This window comes from Desmonostoc muscorum LEGE 12446, from assembly GCF_015207005.2.
GTDB classification, from domain to species: Bacteria; Cyanobacteriota; Cyanobacteriia; order Cyanobacteriales; family Nostocaceae; genus Nostoc; species Nostoc muscorum.
The window spans coordinates 3,727,719-3,744,457 of the sequence record NZ_JADEXS020000001.1; the positions used below are offsets into that span (position 1 = coordinate 3,727,719).

Consider the following 16,739-nt stretch of genomic DNA (forward strand, 5'->3'; position numbering starts at 1 on the left):
GTTTTGTAGTAAGGGTTGGAGCCGCTTACTACTAGCCAATTTGATTAGTTTGACATTGCGTAATATACTTTGATTTATTCTTGCCCGTTATATTGGCTAGAATTCTCAGTAATGTACTGGATATTACTAACTTTCCCTTGTTTGTGGTGTTCGTCGATGCTGTATTAGCAATCCAATACCCATACCAATACCGACAAACGCTGTAAAGTAGAATAAACCAATTAATCGGATATAAATTGGTGGTGCGATCGCTTCAACTTCAACTTCTTGTGCTACTTTCACTGGTGTAAATTGACGGCTGGATGCTGGATTGGGAGTTGCTTCTACCTCAACTTTGTGGGGGGCACCATCAAAAAATTGTTCTTGCCATGTTAACTTACCTTCTTGGTCGGTAAGTCCTTTGTAGGCAAAGACTGTTAAATTATCTTCAAGAGCGATCGCTCTTACTTGCAAGGTTACATCTTGAATCGGTTGTCCTGTGGCGGTATCCTTCACCTGTAGCCCTAAAGAAGCAAGTTTACCTACAGTCGCGTTTTTATCTCCCTGGAGTTGGATTTCCAATCCTTGCGATTTTTGAGATGATGGTGCGATCGCTTCGGTACTGCTTGAGTTGTGTCCACTGCCATGAGCTTCGGCAACTTCTGCACTAATATTAATAAATAAGAGAGCTACTATTGCCACCACTGTCAACGTACTTAATAAAAGGCGCACTGACTGGGGTGCAATTTCTCCTTGTTGTAGTTCTTCTTGTCCGCCAATCACCCAACCACCCAACAACCCAACTGATAGTAAAATAGCTGCGATAACAACAAAATATTTATATTTGACTGGATTTTCTCGGACATTAAGATTTAAAGTTTGCTCATAGGGAGCAAAAGCATTTGCTACCAAAGGTGACACTTTAACTAGCAATTGATAATTTCCTCGGATGGGTAACATCTGCTGAATTTCTAGCTTACCATCAGATGCAAGAGCATTCATTTGCAGCAGTTTTGTTCCCTCGACAATGGGGAAATCTGTTGTTAACCAAGGATTACGTGGTGGTGTCAAAATTTCTAAGCTGATTTTGGCATTTTCTAACGATTTGCCGGCAGCATCAACAGCTTGTAGAGTTAGAGTAACAGGAGATTGATGTCTTTCTGTTCCTGCTTCAAAGGGAAGAATACGTTCTAAAGGTGGGTTGGTAGAGAGTAACACTCTAGAACTAGGAATTTGAGAATTCCCTACTAAGGAATAAAGAATTGACAACGTGATGCAAACAGCACTGATAACTCCAAAAAGCCGATATTTTTTCATAAAAACTGAGGTTGAATAAGAGTTGAGAAGTAAAAATTCAGAAGTCAGAATAAGAGAGTTGGGGATTGCGACACACTGCTAATTAACAGCCAACAAATCTATTATTTGGTTGGAGTGTAAAAACTCCCTTTATCGATGCACCAGCCGCCAAAATTTAAAATGAATTTTGACGACTGACTCCTGAATTCCGTTTTGATAACTTTATTAGGTGTCAAACCATTGTCTAATCCACCAGTAAAATTTTGGAATTAGATAATTTAGTGACATGCAACGCCTAAAGTGTGGTGCCGTGCTGAATGTGCTGTGTTGTGCGCCGCAGGATAGGTGGAGAACAAGACAGTCCAGATAACCAAAGAAGATAGCAGCATATAAAGCGTTATCTGTACAGGCTTTGATAAGGTAATAGTTGCGGTCTTCTGCAATACTGAAATATGAGAAAAAGTACTCATTTTTGACCTCGGATAATTAATTTGGGTAATTCATCGATCAAAGGGCATGATGCCGATTGATTGCAAAAAGATATACGATAAAGTTCCTACTTGACAAGTGTGTATCAAATGTCTTGAGTAATTTGTCCTTAGTGAATACTATACTATCCTTTCAAGATAGGCTGATGGTGATGTAGAAATCTACACACAAAATCCATACAAATAACAAAAGGATGACACATAGTTTTGAATCACACGAAGAGGACAGATCAAACTTAATTAAAAATTAAAAATTGCCATCTTGCTAAATATCGAAAATTCCTGGAAATGCAATTTATTTTATCTCTAAGCCAATTAAATATGCTACACCTTACCAACAGTTTATTGCTGAGGTTGGCTTCCTAAGTACTAGGATATACATTGTTTGTAATTCAACTACTGATAAGATACTAGCCATATCAGAAATAGGTACAAAAAAATATTTAATTGAGCCTTTATTTATACTTTTGGTTAAGTAAAAATGCTGTAAAAAATGAAAAAATTGTCTAGAGTTTTCCAAGACAGCTAATCACAGAAAAATCCCACAACCAAGAACGAAAAAGGAATACTCCACTCCCTTTTTCAAGCTATATTTTAGCTTGATGTGAATCTAATAATTTTAGTAGCAGTTTTGAAGCACTTGAAAATTATTGACAATGATTTTTAATTCATATACTATACACAAGAACAATTGCAAATAATTTTCAATTCTTTTTTGGTGCTAACTGTTAAATGTCATGCCCAACAACTTTGCTCTGGGTAAGGAAAAACTTTGGAGTCGCCGTCAATTACTAAAGCTAGGCTTAGCAGGTGTGGGAGTGACTGGTGCAGCTGGACTTTGGCAGATGTTGAATCTACAAAGTCAGTCATTTGTGAAAGTGCCACCACTCGATATTGAGGCAACAGAGGGCGTTACTAACCCAATGAAGATGCTCAGGGATTTTGATTATGGAACGGTTAAGCAAGAAAATGGGCGCACTATCCGAGAATTTCAGTTAACTGCGGGTACTTCCATTATTCAACTCAATAGCGCTGTTTCCTACAATATCTGGGATTTAAACGGCCGCATACCAGGGCCAACGCTGCGGGCAAAACAAGGCGATCGCGTGCGAGTACTATTTCTCAATAATGCGGGACATTCTCACTCTTTGCATTTTCATGGCGTTCATCCGGCAGAAATGGATGGTATTCGTCCAGTCAGCAACGGCAAAGCCACAATTTATGAATTTGATGCCGAACCATATGGTGTTCACTTATACCACTGTCATATAGAACCAGTCACCCGTCACATCGCTAAGGGACTGTACGGCATGTTCATCATCGATCCTCCTACTCCCCGTCCCCCGGCTGATGAAATTGTGCTAGTGATGGCTGGGTATGACGTGAATGATGATAGCCATAATGATTATTACGCCTTTAACGGCGTGCCTCATCACTACATGCATCATCCCATTCCTATTTATCAAAATCAGTTGATTCGACTGTATGTCCTCAACATCATTGAATACGATCCGGCGGTCACCTTTCACCTCCATGCCAATTTTTTTGATGTTTTTCGCTATGGGATGAGCATGACTGCTAGCGAAAAAGCTGATGTGATTACGATGGGTGTAGCAGAAAGGCACATCTTGGAATTTGCTTTTCGCTATCCAGGTAAGTATATGTTTCATCCCCATCAAGATGCGATCGCCGAAAACGGCTGCATGGGTCAATTTGAAGTAGTTACTGATAGTAACTCTCAAAAAAATGTTAACATTTCCTGACAAAATAATATTATTCCTAGTAAAACAAAGTACAAACTACGTAATTAATAATTAATACCGGAAAATTTTAAATCAGTTAGTTGATAAAAAATATCATTATATGCGAAAGTTAAATCTATGACAATGCGTCAAACAAACCACCTTTTGGTAGCAGTTTGTAACGCGGCAATTAATACATTTAAATTCTGCTAGGAGCAAAAATGATAAAATTTCGTTATATTTGTTTAACAGTGGCAGCTGCGGCAATAGTTACCTTGAGTTCCTGTAGCAGTACGCCAACCGCAGAAAATCCCTCAGCACCAGTTGCTAGTCCTCAAGCTACAGAGGCAGTCAGTAATAACAGTCATAGCGGTCATGGCGGCAAAGAGAAAATTAACATAAATACTGCTATATTGTCAGAATTAGATAAATTTGAAGCAAAACTAGGCGTCCCGGCTTTATCTAACAAAATTCAGGCGAATCGCCCCTACGGCAGTCCAGAAGATTTAGTGACCAAAAAAGTGATTACTCAGGAACAGTTCAACCAAATTAAAGACCAGGTTGGTGTTCAAGATGTAGTACTTACAGGTGAAGCAAAAGATGTTGACTACATGTCTAAATTAGGCTTAATGAAAGGGCATCTTTTAGTAGCAAAAGAACTGCTAGATCAAAATCAGCCTAAACAGGCAGAACCTCATATTGGGCATCCAGTTGAGGAGATTTATGTTGATGTAGAAGACCAACTTAATGAGCGCAAAGTTAAAGAATTTAAGACAACTTTGGTGAGTTTGCAAGATTTAGTGAAATCTAGTCCCAAGGATAACAAAGTTAAAACTAATTTTACATCTTCAGTGCAAGCAGTTGACACAGCGATCGCAGCTTTACCAGCAGCCGAACGTGCAAAACCAGGATTTGTATTACAGGTGATTAATGAGTTACTAGATTCAGCGAACTCGGAATATGGGGCAGCGATCGCCAATGGTAAAATATCCGCAGCAATTGAGTATCAAGACTCTCGTGGATTCGTATTTTACGCTAATGAATTATACAAAGGAATTTCGAGCCAAGTAGCTCAACAAGATGCCGAAGCAGATAAAGCGATTAATGCTAGTTTCACTGAACTAGTAAAAGTTTGGCCTGCCGCCGTTCCACCAGCTAAACCCGTAAAGACTCCAGAGGATGTTACCAAGTTGGTGAAAACCATTGAGGAAAACTCTCAAAAAGTGATTGATAAATCCAGTTCCCAAATATAATAACACTTTGATTTAATGGGAAGCATAGGGTAAGGAGTTTAAAATTAGGAAATAGTTAAAAGTGAGGAGTAAAAAGTTAAGAACTTAGGAATTATAAACTTTCAACTCCTCACTCCTAACTCCTCACTCCTAACTCATTACACTCTATTCGTCACTTCAATTAATAACTGATGCAAGAACTTGACCAGAAAAAGACCATTGACCTGCTGAACGCCATCATGGAATTTGAACTAGCAGGAGTAGTACGCTATACACATTATTCGTTAATGGTGACTGGCCCTAACCGCATTCCCATTGTTGCTTTCTTTAAAGCACAGGCAAGTGAATCTTTACTTCACGCCCAACAAGTCGGAGAAATTCTCACAGGTTTAGATGGGCACCCCTCCTTAAAAATTGCCCCAATGGAAGAAACCTATAAGCATACAGTCAAAGATATCTTGGCAGAAAGCTTATCCCATGAAAAGAAGGCATTAGATTTGTATAAAAATCTCCTTGAAACTGTCACCAATGCCAGCATTTATCTAGAAGAATTTGCTCGCGGCATGATAGGGCAAGAAGAGATGCATAATCTCGAACTGAAAAAGATGTTACGCGATTTTAGTTAATAGTCATTAATCATTAGTCATTGGTCATTAGTCAAAAACAAATAACAACTGATAACTGACTAAGGACAAATGACTAATGACAAAAAGACAAAAGATAAAGGACAAAAGATGAATTTCAGTACTGCTCTACCTACTTTTGTAATTACACTCCGAGAAGGAGTAGAAGCTGCCCTTGTTGTTGGAATTGTGCTAGCGTTGCTGAAAAAAGCTAAAAAATCCCGACTGAATTCTTGGGTATATGCTGGCGTCGGCGCTGGGATTGCGATTAGTGCCTTGATAGGTGTGCTATTCAGTTGGATAATTCAAGTGGTGGGAGCTGCGAATCCTCAATACACTTCGGTAGTTGAGCCACTGCTGGAAGGTGTATTTAGCTTGTTAGCGATCGCAATGCTCAGTTGGATGCTAATCTGGATGACTCAACAAGCCAAATTTATGAAAGCGCAAGTTGAGGGAGCAGTTACACAAGCACTGACACAAAACTCAAATGTAGGTTGGGGTGTTTTTAGTCTAGTTTTTATTGCCGTTGTTCGTGAAGGCTTTGAAACTGTTCTATTCATCGCTGCTAACTTTCAACAAGGATTAGTACCAAGCATTGGCGCACTTGCAGGTTTAGGAGTGGCGATCGCCATAGGTGTGCTTTTATTTAAATGGGGTATCAAAATTAATATCCGCCAGTTTTTCCAGGTAATGGGCGTTTTATTAGTATTGATTGTGGCTGGATTAGTAGTTTCAGCCTTGAAAAATTTTGACGAGGCTGTAGGTAACTTTGCCCTTAGCAGTCGTGCCACACAAAGCGTTTGTTTCTATTACGAACGCTTTACTAAAATCCATTCCTGTATTTTGGGACCAATAGTTTCAAATACTTCCACAATTTTACCTGACGAACAGTTTCCTGGCATTATTCTCAAATCTTTATTTGGCTACAGCGACAAGATTTATCTAGTCCAAGCCGTAGCATATGCAGGATTTTTGCTCACCATTGGAGGGCTATATTTCCGCAGTCTTGGAGGTAGCTTTTTTGAAGGTAAAAAGAATATCCCATCTCGCCAAAAACCAATTAGTCCTGCAAAAGATTAAAAAGAAATTTGTGAACACTCAATATTTCTCTTAACTCTCTCTCTGCGCCTCTGCGTGAGATCAATCCAGATTACTATAATTTATTTGGTCTAACTACCCTCTGATACAAACAAATGTTGCTTCAGTTGCTGACAAGCCTTTTCTATAGCATCTATACTACCTGGATTAACCAAACCATAATAATTAAACACATAAATTCGGTTCTTTTGAGTCGCTTGTAATTGCTTCCAGAAAGCCTCCTTTTTCAAAGAATCTAAAAGCCCTCCTTCCGAATTACCTTGTGGAGGATTAACCAAAATTATCACCTCTGGATTTGCCTCTAAAACTTTTTCAGCCGAAAGAGTCACATAGCCACCCACTGGGCTTTTTCCTTGTAATTCTGCTGCCAGATTTTTCACCTGAAATTTAGTTAGTAGATCGCCCGCCCAACTATTTTTATTGGGTGCTAAAATTGGTTGACGACTAACCAACACCAAAGCCTTAATACCCTGAGTAGGCTGATTTGGTAAAAAACTTTTGTAATGATTTAACAAAGGCTGAGGATCGGCATCAATTAACTGGGCTAGTGTTTTAGTCAACTCTTCTAAAGATTCCCAGTTATTAACCTGAGTAAGCAAAGTTGGAATTCCTAATTGCTTGATTTTTTGAATTGGAACAGTAGAAAAACCTTCTGCTCCAATAACTAAATCTGGTTTGAGAGCCACTACTTTTTCTAAATTAGGAGAATTTTGTCCTTCACTAACACGAGGAACATTTTTAAACCGAGGGTCATCATTAAATAATTTACTACCAGTAATTCCGACAATTTTTGTTTGATCAAGTTGAGCGATAATATCAGCTGATAGAGAAGAAAGAGCAACAACTCTTTTTATCGATTGTTTTGGTAATTGCTGCGAATTTGGGTTATTTGTTTGAGTAGTATTTGCTACTTTTGTTGGTAAATTTTGAGTACTAACAGTATTACAAGCGACTAAAGTTATACTCAAAAAAAATGCTAAAACAGATAACAGCCAACGATGACGCATAATAAAATTCCTTGTGGAGTTGGTTCCTCATATAGTTTGGCGCATCTTTATACAGAATTGCTATAAGAATTGCAGAACAAACAAACTCAGCACCAGATTCAAAAATAGCCAATGCACTTTCTATTTAACTTTTCATTATTTGAGATTTACCTTGCTTGATTTGTCACACAACTCAAAAAACAAAAAAGCATCTACGACAAAAATTTATAGATGTTGCTGCAAAAATTCGTTAATTTTCTCACCGCTCAAAACTGGAAACACGGACTTTTGTCTAGCCCACACCCACTGCGGATATAAAAAAAGGCGAGTAAAAACGCAGTTCAAAATTCCCAAAGAATTTTATGACTGTGCTACCCGCCAGGATCTATACAAGGTTTATTTAGAAAAGTTTTTTGGAATATGGATTTATAACACTCTCAGTGATTATTCGCTCAATAACAAACATTTTTAACTATTTCAATCACTATCTTAGTATGTTTGACTACAAAAAGCAAGATTTAACCAAACCTTTAACTGTACCTCGGTATCATTAGATTAAGTACCTTTACCCAAGGTAATATGCACTTACCGCATGGATAAAATACAGAAAAAATAATTAACCACAGATGAATATACAGCGTATTTCAGGTAAATGAAGTACATGGGTTGGGGCGCAACATCTTGCATTGATGTCAACTTAAGCCCTGGCGAATAGAATTCGAGGCTACACAGGCAAAGTCCACCTCCGCGGACTAACAGAAAATTGAGGGTTTGAAACCCACGGAGGTGGGTTTTGTTTGTGTAGACGCGGTTTCTAACCGGCCGTTTCGCGTTAAGTTGACACAGATGAACATGTTGTGCCCCTACAATTATCTGTACCTCACCAAGTTGCAATCTGCTGTAGTACAGTAACACAGCCATGTTACGCTAGCCGTGTACTCCCAAATTTTGGAACGCTTAGCCATTCACCAGCCCGTTATAATCCCGCAATTCAACTTACTTCGTCTCCATCCAATTTTCACCTGCACGCGCATCCACCACCAACGGTACACTTAACTGTACTGCGTTCTCCATCACCGATTTAATTTGCGGTTGTAATTCTTCCCACTCATCAGGAGGAATTTCAAATACTAATTCATCGTGAACTTGTAACAACAAACGCGCCTGATATTTTTGCAAAACTTGATGAAGTCGCACCATCGCAATTTTGATAATATCAGCGTTGGAACCTTGAATTGGTGCATTAGCAGCAGAGCGTAGTAAACCTGCATCATAAGCACCTAAATTCTTCAATTTACTCAAGTCAATATCTTCTGGGTTGCTGCCTTTTAATCTTCGTAAACTGTTGTTGGTAAATTCAAAATAACGACGACGACCGAGAATAGTTTCTACATAACCTTGAGATATTGCTTCTTTTTTCACTCGCTCCAAATAAGCAAAAACTTTGGGATATCTTTCATTAAACCGCTTAATGAACTCGTTGGCAACACTCTTATCTATCCCAGTTGAACGGGAAAACCTTAGAGAACCCATTCCATAAATCACGCCAAAATTAATAGTTTTTGCTACCGATCGTTCTTCTGATGTGATATTTTCTTTTTCAAACACTAATCGCGCTGTCACAGTGTGAACATCTTCATTTTGCCGATATGCTTCCACTAATATCGGCTCTTGACTCAGATGAGCCAAAATTCGTAATTCAATTTGTGAGTAATCAGCAGCCACCATTAACCAACCAGCTTCCGGCAAAAATGCCTTGCGAATTTGGCGACTAAAAGCTGTACGAATGGGTATATTTTGCAAATTTGGATTAGAAGAAGATAACCTACCAGTTGATGTTGCTGCTTGATTAAAATCAGTATGCACCCGTTGAGTATCTGGACGCACCAATGCAGGTAATGCATCTACATAAGTAGACTTTAATTTAGATAAAGTTCGGTACTCAGTTATCGTCTCAACAAATCCAGTTTGATCGATTTCTTGGAGCTTTTCTAGCGTTGCTGCATCTGTAGAATAACCAGTTTGAATTTTCCGAGAATATTTGGTGCTTAAACCCAATTTTTCAAACAATATTTGGCTCAATTGTTTAGGAGAACCCAAGTTAAAATTTTCTCCAGCAATTTCTATTGCGTTCTCTTTTAATCTGGCTAATTCTGTTTCTAAATGCTGCGAAAGTTCTTGTAAATAAGCTGAATTAATGCGAACGCCCGTGTATTCCATTTGCGCTAAAACTGCTTCTAGTGGCTGTTCCACTTCCACTAATAGCTTAGATAAAGCTGGAATTTCCTCTAGTTCTGCACGTAATTGTGGCACTAGACCAAAGGTAGAATAAACATCCATGCCGCAGTAATCTGCTACTGCCGGAATATCTATATCAGCAATGGTTTTACCTTTTGGAACTAAATCTAAATAACTTTTCGCCGTTAATCCCAAATATCGTTGTGCCAAATCCATCAAATTATGACTAGAATCTGGATTTAGCAGGTAACTTGCCAACATTGGATCGAATATCACTCCATTCAAGTTAATTCCTTGACACTTGAAAATTAAGCGGTCAAACTTGGCATTTTGTAAAGTTTTGGGATAATCAGCACTTTCAAGAATTGGACGTAGTGCTTCTAACACCACATCCTTATTTAAATTTTCTCCGCTTTTGTGACCAAGAGGAATATAAGCTATTTCATCTAATTTCGTTCCCCAGCAGCAACCAATCCCTACTAACTCAGCATCTCTTGGTTCTAAGTCTGTGGTTTCAGTGTCCCAAGCAATGGGTATTTCAGAATTAGTGAATTTCTGCAAAATTTCTACTAATTCAGTCAGTTTATCTTCGGTATTAATGATGCGTGGTTGAATTACTGACGCGGGCTTTTGTTGTACAGCTTGTGTTTCAGCAAAACTAAAAAATGAAAGGTCTGGGTCTTCAAATTCGGGTTCTGTATCTGATATTTCTGTTTTTGCTGCTTCTTCAATTTGACCACCAAAACGTTGCTGTAGGTCGTTTATTTTACCTAAAAATAATCTAAATTCTAATTTTTCTAAAATTGGTGATAAGACGCTTGTATCAAATCCTTTTAATTTACAATCTTCTAAATCAAGTTCTAGAGGAACATCCAAAACTATAGTTGCCAAATATCGAGACTTCTGGGCGTCTTCTTTACCCGCTGCCAATTTTTTCTGATTCGCACCTGGGATTTCATCTAAAGCAGCATAAATATTGTCAAGGGAACCATAGGTGTTTAGCAACTGTACTGCTGTTTTTTCTCCAATTCCTTTAACTCCAGGAATATTATCTGATTTATCACCACAAAGTGCTTTGAAATCAACAATTTGCGAAGGTAAAACGCCCAGCTTTTCTTTAACTTGTTCTGCCTCAAATTCAGTGATGCTATTTGTAGAACGCTTTAAGGCATCTGGACTAAAATTTAGAACAGTGATTTCTTTCTCAGCATCTATCAATTGAAATAAATCGCGATCGCCAGTGAGAATTTTCACCCTATAGCCAGCAGCCGTTACTCGTTGTGCTAAGGTTCCCAAAACATCATCTGCCTCGTAACCAGGAGCAGTGTAAATTGGTAGATTCAAGCCATTGAGTAACTCGTGTAAATTTTCTAAGTCCGGAATAAAGTCTTCTGGTGTTTCTTTGCGATCGGCTTTATATGTATCATCCGCTTCATGCCGGAAGGTTGGCAAACCCAAATCAAAGGCTACAGCCATCGCCTGGGGCTGTTGTGTTCCCATTACCTCCAGTAGACACTTAAGAAAACCAAAACATACACTCGTGGGAATCCCCGCCTTTGTACGTAGTCCTCCATCTCGCCCTTTGGCAAAAGCAAAGTATGAACGATAAGCCAGGGAGTGTCCATCTACGAGAATGAACGTCGGACGTGTTGGGGTTGCAGTAGCAGTAGTTTGAGACATAGCCCTATTTTACCTAGAAGCTTCGTTATTTACATACTGCATCAGTTGCTTTATTGAAATTCCTGTATGTTGGAATGGCTTTCTTAACAAAACTTCATACAATTCCTAAAAATGTATGTTTGCTAAAGGAAATTGAACATCAAAAGTTCACATAAATTTACGTGTATTTATCAAGCCTAGAAACAAAAGTTACGAGTTAGAAATAATTTAGTAACCCCTTAATGATTCGTCAAAAAGCATCTTCCATCATGACAACAAAACTATTGAACACTCTAGGTGCTGCTACAGCTTTGGCAGGAATTGTTGCAACTTCTGGAGTAGCTAATGCAGCTGCACTTTCGTACACTAGTTCTACTAACTACGATTTCACAAATATCATTGATGAATCTTTGAGCGTCCAACAATTTGACTCATCTCTCGGTACACTCCAAGGTGTAACCATCGAATTTGCTGGCGACATACTTGGAAATGCAGGTTTTGAAAATAGAAGTCCAAGTGCAACTCAAGCAACAGTACATCTTGGCAGTCAATTGAGCTTAAAATTAAATAATCAGTCTTTGTTGGCACTGAATCCACAATATACTTCTACTTACCAAGTTGGAAATTACGATAGCGTCACTGATTATGGAGGTACATCAGGAAAGACTCTTTCTAACTTAACTGCCACACAATCTGCTACTCAATCTTTTACTGATTCGCAATTCTTGCAGTCTTTTATTGGTAATGGCAACGTAGACTTTTTGTTCTCAGCAATAGCCACCTCACTAGTTACAGGATCTGGCAACATGAGATCCTATATTGATACATATGCCAAAGCAGGTATCAAAGTAACTTACAACTACGAAGAATTGAAGTCTGTACCTGAAGCATCAACTACCCTTGGAATTGGTTTAGTTGCTGGGCTTTGTCTGTTGTCACAACGCAAAAAAAGCTGGATCAAGGTGTTAAATTCATAGACTTTAGTTGAATAGGTAGATTTTTGATTCTATCTATTCAGTCAAGTTATCTAACTTAAATGTAAATCCCCGATTCTTTCGAGAATCGGGTTTTTTTGTTGTGACTAGGGAGTGGGGAGTAGGGAGTGGGGACTGGGAAATAAGATTAAAAATACTATTTTCCAACACCCAATCCCCAATCTAAAATCTAAAATCTAAAATCCAAAATGGTATAACCTCTAACTGGAACTTTAAATCTAGGAAATTTATGCAGAAAGCATCTGCCAAAGATATTAAACTGCTGGTTGTAGACATAGATGGCACGATCGCCGGACACTCTAACACCATCAGCGAACCTGTAAAGCAAGCGCTGATTGCAGCACAAGCACAAGGCATTCCAGTAGCGATCGCTACAGGTCGTATGTATCGTTCAGCCTTACGCTTTCACCAAGAAATCGGCTCTACATTGCCATTAATGGCTTATCAAGGAGCCTGGATTCAAGACCCCACCAGCCAAAAAATTCATCGCCATTTAGTGGTTTCTAGAGAAATTGCCCACCAGCTAATCGATTATTTTGAACAGCCTCAATTGCGGCGGCTTTTATCTGTCCACTTTTACATCAATGACCAACTCTACGTCCGGGAAATAACCAAAGAAAGCGAAATTTATGCACAACGTTCTGGTATTGTCCCCATTCCCGTCGGTGATTTGCGCCAAGTCTTAACGAATGAACCGACAAAAATTCTTGCTTTGTGTGATGACACAAATTTCATCAGCGAAGTATTGGGGAATTTGCGCCGCCAGTATACACCCGCTGAACTTTATTTAACAACATCTGTTGCTACCTTCCTAGAAGCAACTAACGCTTCTGTGAATAAAGGGACTGCTGTACGTTACCTAGCCGAAGAATTGCTGGGATTACAAACAGCCAACGTCATGGCTATTGGTGATAACTTCAACGATCTGGAAATGCTAGAGTGTGTTGGTTTTGGTGTAGCTATGGGAAACGCACCAGAACCAGTGCAAGCGATCGCTCAGTGGGTAGCTCCTAGCGTAGAGGAAGATGGAGTAGCTGTGGCGATCGAAAAATTTTTGCTTCAATAACGGCGCTTTTTCAAAGCTAAGCCGTATCAATCAGAAAGGACACCGACGACTGGCCGTGTTTCGTCTCGGTGCCCCTGCTGGTTCGCTCCTCACACAAGAGCTAATGTAGCCGAGGTGATGCATTGAGTCAATACCTCTGATGAAAGTTTTTATAACTCCAATGGCGCAAAACTTCCCAGGTTTTCCTCTAGCACAAATTTTAATACTGACCCAGTAGCCATAAGCAATCCCAGCCTAGCTTGGGCTAACTCTGGTGACATAATTTTCACTTCACCCCAAATACGACAATTACACCAGAAGTTTTCAAAAGCTTGGCTCAAATTCAACGCTGCTTTTTCCCATTTCACAGAACCCCTAACATCAGGACACTCTATGTTGTCCACTACCCCCACTAACTCCCTAATTAGACGACGTTCATCTGGGTGATTTAGCCGCAATTTTCCATCACAGTTCAGCCAAGGTATGGGGTTGGGGGAAATAACACTCCAAAAATTTGGACTACTATCTGCAAGCGGTTCTCTAAGTTGAATCAATCCCTCCCGGTGAGCCAGCAGCACTAGCGAACAGCAACGCGCATGGGCATATTGAACAGAGAATAGGGCATTGGGCATGGGGCATGGGGCATTGGGCATGGGGCATTGGTTATTAATCTCCCTCATCTCCCTCATCTCCCTCATCTCCCTCATCTCCCTCATCTCCCTCATCTCCCTCATCTCCCCCATCTCCCTCATCTCCCCCACTCCCCACTCCCCCTTCCCCCATACCAAACTTTGTAACCAAGTCGCCAAGCTTGAGTCAGTCAATTCAAAATTTATCCAACCAGGGGGAACTATTTGCACGTTAAAAACACCTCCACAGGTTGCTGATAAATTAAGGGCGATCGCGCTGGCAACCTCCATTGCTTTTCGATTCTGAGAGTTTGACACTCGCAACGCCACACCAGAGGTATACAAAATTTTGCGATTATTTCTATCTTTGTGTAGAGTAATTTTTTTACTTTCTATGTATTCATTTTTTTGATTTTCAGTATTAATACTTAATAATTCGCTTAAATATTTATCTAGTAGCCGCTTAAATGATATATACTTGAATGATTGTATTTTGTGGTACACGAAATTTTACGTAAATAAGTTTGTAAAGTATATTTGTTAATTTGCTGTCACCTGTCTCCGGATATAGGTTTAATGTAGATGAAGAAAAATGAGAGTAGGATAAAATTTGATGAATATTCGATGAATAGTGAGTAAATTTTACTACCATCATTGTACAGTAGGAAGTATAACAAAAGAGTAGAGAGTAATTCTTTGCTTTCTATTCTTTAGATGGCTGGCGCTGTTAGGCGTTAAGCCTCCATCGCCAACACAAAGACACTCCTTGCACCTTTTGATCACGTCTTTGTCTTCAGCCGAACGCTCTTTGTTACCTATGCAATCTCCATCTTCTTTTTCTGAGGCATCACGGCCTTTTTTGACTTGGCAACGGATTCTTGACTGGGCTCAGGAACACTACCGGTGCCGCACCTTTAGCAAAGATGAGCGCATTCCAGCCCGACCTGGATTGCTATATTTGGTGCAAAGGGGTGCAATCCGTATGGTTGGAACCGCCCAGGTTAGCGCGACTGCCAGCCAGCTAACATCTCGACGAATCAACAGAACTCCAGAAGAAGCGTTCTTGGGTTTTGTTGGAGCGGGACAGCCATTTGAAATTGTTGCTCAGTCACCATTCACTCTCCAGGCTTACGCCCATGTTGACCAAACTGCGGTTCTGTGGATGTACTGGCACGATTTAGACAACTGGCCTCACTTCCGCCGGGAAGTTATGGATGCCTTTAGATACCAGCACCAGCGTAAGCTGCTGTGGCTGAGTGCCTTGGGACAACGCCGCACAATTGACCGACTCTTAGGATTTCTCACATTGTTGATTGAGGAGTATGGAGAGCCGGCGATGAGCGACACCGATCCAGATGTAATTCGCGGCTATTGTCTGCCTTTTCCCCTTACCCATGCCCAAATTGGTAGCGCGATTGGTTCAACTCGTGTTACCGTCACCCGCTTAATGGGCAAGCTGCGTCAACGTGGCTTAATTCTCACCCAAGGCGATAATCTTATTTGCTTACCAGCAGAGTCGATTAATAGAGCCGGCTAAAGCACAGTTCAGAGGGGCGATTTCCGCCACTCTGTCTGAGTGTGATGGGCTAAGCCTCAACCGAGGCGATCGCAGTGTCAGCGAATTTTGACAAACCCAGCTTGGGTAATCAATTCCTGCCCCTGCTCAGTCAGCAGTAAGTTGGCGTAAGCGACACCTGCTTGCTGCTCAGTCTGACCATTCTGTTTGACCACCACAAACAGATTGCGGGTAATTGGGTACTTTCCTGATTGAAAAGCCTCAATGTTCAACTTGTTCCGTTTACCAGGACATTCAGACGGGAAGACAAATGGTTCTTGGTAGGGAGCAATGTATTGCCCTTGTGTGCGCCCCAACGGCAAGGCTCTAATGGAACATTGAGGAATCACCTCTGGGGCAGAAGCGTAGTAAATGCCACCAGGACTACCAGCCAATTTTTGCAAGGCTTGGGTGGTTGTGGAGATAAATTCCACATCGGAGCTGAAAGCTTGACCACCCAAGATGTCTTGGACAAAAAGTTCTACTGTGCCGCCATCAACAATCCGGCGAGAATAAGGCTTGATTGGGATATTGGAACCGCCTACCTGGCTCCAATTATTAATTTTTCCAGTGTAAATTGACTTTAACTGGTCTACCGTCAGTCCTGGGATATTGAGGTTTGGGTTAACTGCGACTGCCAAACCATCAATTGCCACAGGAATTTGTTTCAAAGTGAACCCACGCTGTTGGGCACGGCTAAATTCCTGATCTAAGATTGGTCGAGAAGACTGGGCAAAAGCTAGTTGACCATCTATTAGCGACTGGATGCCAGTACCAGAACCAGGAGATGCATTGCTTGGTTCTACGTAACGCAGCCTAAATTCTCCTCGCGCTGCTTGAACTGCTGGATCAACTATTAATCGAATTGGTGCCCAAGACGTACTACCTCCGTAATTGAATAATCCAGTAGGAACCTCTTGGACTGAGGCGAAAGTCGTGCCACTACTCTGTCCTGATGTGGGTTGGGGTGTGTTGGTGCTACGAGAATTAATTTGATTTAGGTCAACACCAGATTTTCTGCTGAACCACCAAAAACCGCCAGCTATTAACCCAACTGTAATTAGGATAGATAAAACAAGAATAGGTATTTCATTTTTTTGGGACATAACAAATTTTTACCGCGTCCATTTAATACTGGGACTGGGGACTGGGGACTGGGTACTGAGAAAACTCT

Annotated in this window: 13 protein-coding genes and 1 pseudogene; 7 read left to right on the forward strand and 7 right to left on the reverse strand. The window is 40.3% G+C overall.

All coding sequences use genetic code 11. The features are described 5' to 3' along the window. Window positions 1–126: 126 nt before the first annotated feature. Both IQ276_RS16010 and IQ276_RS40195 read right to left on the reverse strand, forming a co-directional pair. Window positions 127–1,296 carry a hypothetical protein gene (locus tag IQ276_RS16010; RefSeq protein WP_193915941.1) on the reverse strand — a complete coding sequence of 390 codons (1,170 nt, stop codon included), beginning with the start codon at window positions 1,294–1,296 and terminating at the stop codon, window positions 127–129. Between the two features lie 257 nt (window positions 1,297–1,553). Beyond that, the gene (locus IQ276_RS40195; RefSeq protein WP_073642588.1) at window positions 1,554–1,745 is read right to left on the reverse strand and encodes a CbtB domain-containing protein; all 192 of its coding nucleotides are present in this window, start codon (window positions 1,743–1,745) and stop codon (window positions 1,554–1,556) included. 755 nt (window positions 1,746–2,500) lie between these two features. On the opposite strand from IQ276_RS40195, the gene IQ276_RS16020 reads away from it, so the two are divergent. The 4 genes from IQ276_RS16020 to IQ276_RS16035 all read left to right on the forward strand — a co-directional run bounded on the left by IQ276_RS16020 (window position 2,501) and on the right by IQ276_RS16035 (window position 6,440). Continuing rightward, window positions 2,501–3,526 carry a multicopper oxidase domain-containing protein gene (locus tag IQ276_RS16020; RefSeq protein ID WP_193915938.1) on the forward strand — a complete coding sequence of 342 codons (1,026 nt, stop codon included), beginning with the start codon at window positions 2,501–2,503 and terminating at the stop codon, window positions 3,524–3,526. Window positions 3,527–3,726: 200 nt separating this feature from the next. Beyond that, on the forward strand, window positions 3,727–4,758 hold the full coding sequence (locus tag IQ276_RS16025) for a ComEA family DNA-binding protein (RefSeq protein ID WP_193915935.1): 1,032 nt from the start codon (window positions 3,727–3,729) through the stop codon (window positions 4,756–4,758). 170 nt (window positions 4,759–4,928) lie between these two features. Next, a complete protein-coding gene (locus IQ276_RS16030; RefSeq protein ID WP_193915932.1) occupies window positions 4,929–5,363 on the forward strand; it encodes a ferritin-like domain-containing protein in 435 nt (144 codons plus the stop codon). 108 nt (window positions 5,364–5,471) lie between these two features. Then, window positions 5,472–6,440: an FTR1 family iron permease gene (locus IQ276_RS16035; RefSeq protein WP_193915950.1), complete on the forward strand. Its 969-nt coding sequence runs from the start codon at window positions 5,472–5,474 to the stop codon at window positions 6,438–6,440. An 89-nt stretch (window positions 6,441–6,529) separates the two neighbouring features. On the opposite strand, the gene IQ276_RS16040 is transcribed toward IQ276_RS16035, so the two are convergent. Together IQ276_RS16040 and polA are read right to left on the reverse strand one after the other, a co-directional pair. After that, the gene (locus tag IQ276_RS16040) at window positions 6,530–7,465 is read right to left on the reverse strand and encodes an ABC transporter substrate-binding protein (RefSeq protein ID WP_193915929.1); all 936 of its coding nucleotides are present in this window, start codon (window positions 7,463–7,465) and stop codon (window positions 6,530–6,532) included. Window positions 7,466–8,440: 975 nt separating this feature from the next. Further along, window positions 8,441–11,362, reverse strand: coding sequence for a DNA polymerase I (gene polA / locus IQ276_RS16045; protein WP_193915926.1), 2,922 nt, complete (start codon window positions 11,360–11,362; stop codon window positions 8,441–8,443). Window positions 11,363–11,610: 248 nt separating this feature from the next. Between polA and IQ276_RS16050 the strand changes: the two genes are divergently transcribed. After that, entirely contained in the window at window positions 11,611–12,318 is a 708-nt protein-coding gene (locus IQ276_RS16050; protein ID WP_193915923.1) for a choice-of-anchor E domain-containing protein, read from the forward strand. A 247-nt stretch (window positions 12,319–12,565) separates the two neighbouring features. Further along, window positions 12,566–13,402: a Cof-type HAD-IIB family hydrolase gene (locus IQ276_RS16055; RefSeq protein WP_193915920.1), complete on the forward strand. Its 837-nt coding sequence runs from the start codon at window positions 12,566–12,568 to the stop codon at window positions 13,400–13,402. Window positions 13,403–13,551: 149 nt separating this feature from the next. Here the strand turns inward: IQ276_RS16055 and IQ276_RS40705 are convergent, their stop codons facing one another. Continuing rightward, the gene (locus tag IQ276_RS40705) at window positions 13,552–14,034 is read right to left on the reverse strand and encodes a DALR anticodon-binding domain-containing protein (RefSeq protein WP_309245637.1); all 483 of its coding nucleotides are present in this window, start codon (window positions 14,032–14,034) and stop codon (window positions 13,552–13,554) included. 180 nt (window positions 14,035–14,214) lie between these two features. Beyond that, a pseudogene (locus tag IQ276_RS40710) lies at window positions 14,215–14,514 on the reverse strand (DALR anticodon-binding domain-containing protein); the annotation flags it as partial. 313 nt (window positions 14,515–14,827) lie between these two features. Here IQ276_RS40710 and IQ276_RS16065 point away from each other — a divergent pair. Then, window positions 14,828–15,547, forward strand: coding sequence for a Crp/Fnr family transcriptional regulator (locus tag IQ276_RS16065; RefSeq protein WP_012412419.1), 720 nt, complete (start codon window positions 14,828–14,830; stop codon window positions 15,545–15,547). A gap of 77 nt (window positions 15,548–15,624) precedes the next feature. Here IQ276_RS16065 and IQ276_RS16070 read toward each other — a convergent pair whose 3' ends face one another. Further along, window positions 15,625–16,671 (reverse strand): PstS family phosphate ABC transporter substrate-binding protein, encoded by a 1,047-nt coding sequence (locus tag IQ276_RS16070; RefSeq protein WP_193919115.1) that lies wholly within the window; start codon window positions 16,669–16,671, stop codon window positions 15,625–15,627. Window positions 16,672–16,739 lie beyond the last annotated feature (68 nt).